This is a genomic window from Nocardiopsis protaetiae, assembly GCF_045446735.1.
Lineage (GTDB): Bacteria > Actinomycetota > Actinomycetes > Streptosporangiales > Streptosporangiaceae > Nocardiopsis > Nocardiopsis protaetiae.
Map to the genome: position 1 here is coordinate 1 of NZ_JBJJBV010000356.1, position 5,750 is coordinate 5,750.

The 5,750-nt window shown below is 70.9% G+C and carries 6 protein-coding genes and 1 pseudogene; 6 read left to right on the forward strand and 1 reads right to left on the reverse strand.

Annotated features, from left to right (window positions below; genetic code table 11):
* A partial coding sequence (locus ACJOT3_RS31700; RefSeq protein ID WP_406976813.1) for a transposase family protein occupies positions 1–270 on the forward strand: 270 nt, incomplete at its 5' end.
* A 241-nt stretch (positions 271–511) separates the two neighbouring features.
* On the forward strand, positions 512–874 hold the full coding sequence (locus ACJOT3_RS31705) for a hypothetical protein (protein WP_406976814.1): 363 nt from the start codon (positions 512–514) through the stop codon (positions 872–874).
* A gap of 336 nt (positions 875–1,210) precedes the next feature.
* On the opposite strand, the gene ACJOT3_RS31710 is transcribed toward ACJOT3_RS31705, so the two are convergent.
* On the reverse strand, positions 1,211–1,480 hold the full coding sequence (locus ACJOT3_RS31710; protein ID WP_406976815.1) for a hypothetical protein: 270 nt from the start codon (positions 1,478–1,480) through the stop codon (positions 1,211–1,213).
* Between the two features lie 133 nt (positions 1,481–1,613).
* Here ACJOT3_RS31710 and ACJOT3_RS31715 point away from each other — a divergent pair, with 133 nt between their 5' ends.
* The 4 genes and pseudogenes from ACJOT3_RS31715 to ACJOT3_RS31730 form a co-directional block, all read left to right on the forward strand.
* Positions 1,614–2,468, forward strand: a complete 855-nt coding sequence (locus ACJOT3_RS31715; RefSeq protein WP_406976816.1) for a hypothetical protein — start codon at positions 1,614–1,616, stop codon at positions 2,466–2,468.
* 116 nt (positions 2,469–2,584) lie between these two features.
* A complete protein-coding gene (locus ACJOT3_RS31720) occupies positions 2,585–3,607 on the forward strand; it encodes a hypothetical protein (protein WP_406976817.1) in 1,023 nt (340 codons plus the stop codon).
* A gap of 446 nt (positions 3,608–4,053) precedes the next feature.
* Positions 4,054–5,454 (forward strand): family 2B encapsulin nanocompartment shell protein, encoded by a 1,401-nt coding sequence (locus tag ACJOT3_RS31725; RefSeq protein WP_406976818.1) that lies wholly within the window; start codon positions 4,054–4,056, stop codon positions 5,452–5,454.
* A 53-nt stretch (positions 5,455–5,507) separates the two neighbouring features.
* Positions 5,508–5,750 (forward strand): annotated as a pseudogene (locus ACJOT3_RS31730) (family 2 encapsulin nanocompartment cargo protein terpene cyclase); the annotation flags it as partial.

A 5,750-nucleotide genomic window follows, 5' to 3' on the forward strand; every position in this document is an offset into this window, starting at 1 on the left:
GAGCGCATCAGAGCCGCGGGACTGCTCGGCCTGGGCGATAAGGGATACGTGGGGCTCTCGGACGTGGTGTTCTGCCCGTTCAAGGGGCGCGGCAAGCCGCAGTGGAAGAAGGACGCCAACTCCGAACACGCCAAGCTCCGCTCACCGGGCGAGCGCGCGATCGCCCGGCTCAAGCAGTGGGACATCCTGCGCCGCCTACGCTGCTGCCCGCAACGCGCCGGCCAGATCACCCGCGCGGTGCTGGTCCTTCAGCTCCGAGAAGCAGGATGAAAAAGGCTCGGTGTACACGTCCCTTCGTCCGGGGCAGGAAACCTTTCACCATCCTTACCCAACGCGCCCTGGCCGCCAACCCGGTTGCCGGAATCGGTCACAGGTCTCTGTTACCCGGAGCGGGAGATGCCGAGTGGTGTCGGGGGCTCGGGGTAGCCGGGTCAGTGGCGGGTGGTTCGCGGCGGTCGGCCGAGGCAGTGGAGGAAGCCTGTACGGAAGGACCGACGTCGAGTGGGGGCAGTTGGTCGCCGCGACCGTGGACCACCTGGAGGACCACGCCCGGGCGGGGACGACTACGACCTACGGCGAGCTGAACGGCGCGCTCGTGCGGCGGACCGGGCAGCGGCCCTTCGATTTCTCCCGGGAGGTCGACCGGACCGCCGTGGGCCGACTGCTCGGCGAGGCGGTGGAGAGGACGTTTCCCGAGGTCGGGGCCATGATCTCGGCGATCACGGTCTATCAGGCCGGGAACGACCCCGGTTCGGGTTTCTTCAAGCTGGCTTCGGAGAAGGGGCTGTTGACGCCGAACGCCTCTTCGGAGCAGCGGCTGGGTTTTTGGATGGAGCAGATGAAGAAGGTGTACGCCCACTACCGGGTCCGTTGACCGGGACCGCACCGGTGAACGGGGTCGGCGGCCGCTGAAGCCGCAGAGGAGGAACGTTCGGGCATGATCCGCGGCGTGCTGCTGGCGTGGTCGAGGCCACGGAATGTCTGGTCGCGGTGGGGAGGAGACCCTCGACGCGGCCGCGCTGGTGGCGGCGCGGTGTCCGGGCGGCGAGCCGCCGGACCCGGTCTGCGGTCCGGGGCGGCCGCTCCCGGAGTCGGGGGAGTTCTGGGGCGGGTCGCACGGCGTGCGGAGTCGAGCGGGTGCGGGGGTGGCGCTGTGCCCGCCCGGGGTCGGTGGCGGTTCGGGGGTTCTGGCCCCGGGCGGGCGGGCCGGTCAGGCGTGGCGGGAGCGGCCGGTTGGGGTGCGGTGGAGCAGGGCCGGGGAGCGCCTGTTGCCGCGGGCGGTGCGGCGGGGGCGGCCCGGGCCGGTGCCGGGGCGTCCGCGGCCGGTGGAGAAGCGGGCGCACCAGCCCGAGCAGGAGCAGCCGGGGCGGGTGCAGCGGCCCTGGACGGGGCGGCGCTCCGGGATCACCATCAGCACCAGGTCGCACACCACGGCGTTGAGCCTCGGGGCGGCGTGGTCGGTCCATCTCTGAGTGTTCACCGGGCGAAGGTATCCCGGGTCGAGGAGGTGGGAAAAGGGATTTTCCCGGCCCGGGCGTCGGGCTGTCGTGGGGGTGGGATAGAACTGGGCGAAGTTCGCAAATCCCCCGATAAGTGAAGACAGGATTCCCCCGGTGTCCCAGAGATCCCTGACCCTGAGGCCGCGTGCGGTGGCGTGCGCGGTGCTGGTCGCGGCGGCCGCCCTGACCGGCTGCGGCGCCCCCGCGGAGCAGTTGCTGAACGACGTCGTCCGCGACGTCACCGGATTCCCCCTCTCGTTCGACGAGGTCGACCGGGACGACCCGTTCGGCGGGACCGAGGCGGAGGACTACGGGGAGGGGTTCGTCGTCCCCGAGGCGGCCGGGATCGCGGGGTATCCCGCCGACCGGGTCCAGGAGGCGTACGACGCCACCGGGGAGCTGCTGGAGGCGGTGTACCTGGACCGGGCCGCGGTGTTCGAGGGCGACGACATGCGCTTCCGGTCCCTGCTGAGGGGCCAGGCCGCGGACTGGTACCAGGAGTACGCCGGGCACGAGGACCCCCTGATGGACAGCCGGAACGTGCTCTTCCGGCTGACGCCCGGGAGTGCCGAGCCCATCGGCGACGTGGTCAAGGTGGACGGCCGGATGTGGGCGGAGGCCGCCGAGGACGAGCGGGGGTGGGAGTACCTGGCGGTCCGCACCGAGTACACGATCGTGCACCCCGTCGCCCGGCCGGGCGAGAAGGTGTCGGTCCGGCTGGTGACCTCGCACTACGGCGAGGTGTCGTTCTACGGGAGGGGCGAGGGGCCGTTGACCGCGATGCCGAACTGGTGGCGTTCGGTGGGCCCGGTGCACTGCCTGAACGACCAGGTCACGTTCACCCCCGCCTACGCCGACGAGATGCCGAAGGGCGAGAAGCCCAGGGGGTTCATCGAGGACGACCCCTACGACATCGAGGCCGGCCGGGACATGGAGGAATCCGACTGCGGGGCCATCCGGGGCACCTGAGCGCCGGCGCCGAGGTCGGGCCGCCCCCGGATCCCGGTACCCCGGAATGAGGGGAGGGGGAACGGGGCGGCCGGCCGCGGCGTCCCACCGGGCAGGCCGCCGGAAGGGACCCCCGCATGCAGACGCCCGACCACGGGACGCTTCCCGACCGCGGGACGCTCTCCGACGAGCCCCTGGAGATCCCCGCCGGGTGCGGGTACGTCCTGGTGCTCTTCGCGATCTCCATCGTCGTCCCGTTAGTGGTCGGGTTCTCGCTCATCATGAGTCCTTCCGACGCCCCCACCCCGTGGGGGTACTACGCCGTGTGGGCCCTGTCCACCCTCGGCGTGGTGGCCCTGCTGCTTCGGGGATCCGCCCGCCGCTGGGCGCGCAACGGGGTCCCCCGCCCCTATGCCAGGGCGGTGCTGCTCACCGCCGTCGTGGCCGTGTCCTACGTGCAGTCGGTCGTCACCTGGTCCTTCAACAACGACTTCCCGCTGGGTGCCTTCTGGCCCGCGGGGTCCACGGTGGCGGTGGGCGCGGTCCTGGTCATGGTCGCCCTGGCCCGGGGCGGCAGGTTCGCCACCCTCTGGATCGTCGTCGGCCTGGCCCTGGCGTGCACGGTGCGGGCCGGCTACGACCACGGCCGGTACCTGGAGGAACGGCGCCAGTGGTTCGACCGGGAGGTGGCGGCGCTGTCCGAGTACTCCCACGACGTGCTCCTGCTGGACGGCGACCGGTGGACCGCCACCCGTGTGCACACATCCAGGTCGAGGGTCTCCGTCGGCTACACCGGGACCGGTCCGGATCGGGTGGGGCTCGAAGCCCGGGTCGACCACCCGGACCGGGTCGACGGCGTGCCCAGGGATCCGTTCTACGACGGCTGCCGCTCCTTCGCCGTCCAGTGCGCGGAGTCCGAGGCGGACGGCCGCCGGGTCCTGCTGGTCCGGGACCACGAGCGCAACCGGGGCCATGGTCCGCGGGAATTCGTGCGGGTGCGGTGGAACTCGTTCACCTTCGTCGACATCGAGCCGGAGCCGGTGCTGTGGTTCCGCACCACGGACCGGGAGTTCTTCGACCTGGCACGGGAGCTGCATGTGGCCGACGAGGCCGACATCGTGGCCCTGGTCGAGGAGGTCACCGGCGGGCCCCGGCCCTGAGGTGACCGGAAACCGGGAACGCCGGGCGACCGAGAAGCGCCGGTACGGCCGCGCTCCCAGACCGGGGGCGCGGCTTTTATGCGTTTTGGAGGCCTTGTTCCCCGTGCGGGCGTCCGGCACCGAGTGGGTGAATGTCGTGAATTTTCCGTTGTGTGTGAGGCATGGGTCACGGAAAGAGAATCGAAGGTTTCTTTTAAAGGTCTTCGTACTTTTGGGTTAACGGATATCGGATTCCAGCGATTTGCCGTGGAATTCCTGCGTTCGCTTGCGGGGCCCGGTGCGGCGCCCCTAGCGTGGGCAGCGCTTTCGCGGTCGGGGGACACATGCGTGTGCCGCCTCCGGCCTGCGCTGGGCGACCGAATCGAACCTTTTCCTCCTTGTTCCGGGGTCCCTTTTGTCGGGTGCGGAACGGGGGACCCTCACACGACACAGGAGAGAGACGGCCGATGTCGACCGAAGCCCCCGAGGTGTATGGCGGTCAGCAGAAGAGCCTGAGCACCGCCGCCGCGCGGAATCTGGCCACCACCACCAAATCCGCCCCGCAGATGCAGGGCAAGAGCTCCCGCTGGGTGCTCAAGACCCTGCCCTGGGTGCAGACCGAGGGCGGTGTCTACCGGGTCAACCGCCGGCTCACCTACACCCTGGGCGATGGCCGCATCGAGTTCCACCAGACCGGTTCGCGGGTGCAGGTCATCCCGCGGGAACTCGGCGAGCTGGCGCTGCTGCGCGGATTCGACGACGAGGAGGTGCTCACCGACCTCGCCGACCGGTTCGAGCAGCGCGAGTTCGAGCCGGGCGAGGTCCTGGTCTCCGAGGGCGAGCAGGTCGACCGCCTGTACCTGATCGTGCACGGCAGGGTGAGCCGGATCGCGACCGGCCGCTACGGCAGCGTCGACCGGCTGGACGTGCTGGCCGACGGCGACCAGTTCGGCGAGCAGTACCTGGTGCAGGACGCCCCGACCTGGGACTTCACCGCCCGGGCCGACACCGCGGGCCTGCTCCTGTCGCTGACCCGGCAGCAGTTCGCCGAGGCGCTGGACCGCTCGGAGTCGCTGCGCTTCCACGTGGACCTGTTCGGCTCCCTGCCCAAGAACAGCCAGAACAAGTACGGCGAGGCCGAGATCGAGCTGTCCTCGGGCCACGACGGCGAGTACGAGCTGCCGCAGACCTTCGTCGACTACGAGCTCAACCCGCGCGAGTACGAGCTGAGCGTCGCCCAGACCGTGCTGCGCGTGCACACCCGGGTCGCCGACCTCTACAACAAGCCGATGAACCAGACCGAGCACCAGCTGCGGCTGACCATCGAGGCCCTGCGCGAGCGCCAGGAGCACGAACTGGTCAACAACCGCGAGTTCGGCCTGCTGCACAACGCCGACTTCGGCCAGCGCATCCAGGCCCAGGAGGGTCCGCCCACCCCGGACGACCTGGACGACCTCATCACGATGCGGCGCAACACCCAGTACCTGTACGCCCACCCCAAGGCGATCGCGGCGTTCGCCAAGGAGTGCAACAAGCGCGGCCTGAACCTGGACTCCGTCGACTTCAACGGCAACCGGGTGCCGGCCTGGCGCGGGATCCCGCTGCTGCCCTGCGGCAAGATCCCCGTCACCGAGCACCGGACCTCCTCGATCATCGCGGTGCGCACCGGCGAGGACAACGAGGGCGTCATCGGCCTGCACCAGACCGGGCTGCCCGACGAGGTGGAGCCGGGACTCAACGCCCGGTTCATGGGCATCGACGACAAGGCCGTCATCGCCTACCTGGTCAGCACCTACTACTCCGCCGCGATCCTGGTCCCCGACGCAGTCGGGGTCCTGGAGAACATCGAGGTCAAGCCGCGTGCCTGACGCACCGGCGACCAGGTCGACACGGCCGACACCGACGAAGGAGGGGTGAGACGGTGTCCTCGCTGTCCAGGATGTTCGCGGCGCCCGCCGCCGCCGAGACGGCGGCGCTGGTGGACGCGCTGCTGCGCGATCCCAGACGTCCCGGCCCCGCCGAGCTGCCGGTGCGGGGCGCCGCGCCGCTCGGCGGCGGGGCCGGGGGGCTCTCCCTGCCGGTCCACCCGCCGGGCCTGGTGCTGTCGGGGGCGGGGGCCTCGACCGCACCGGCCCCGGGCGGAGCGGTGCCGGGTGGGACCGCG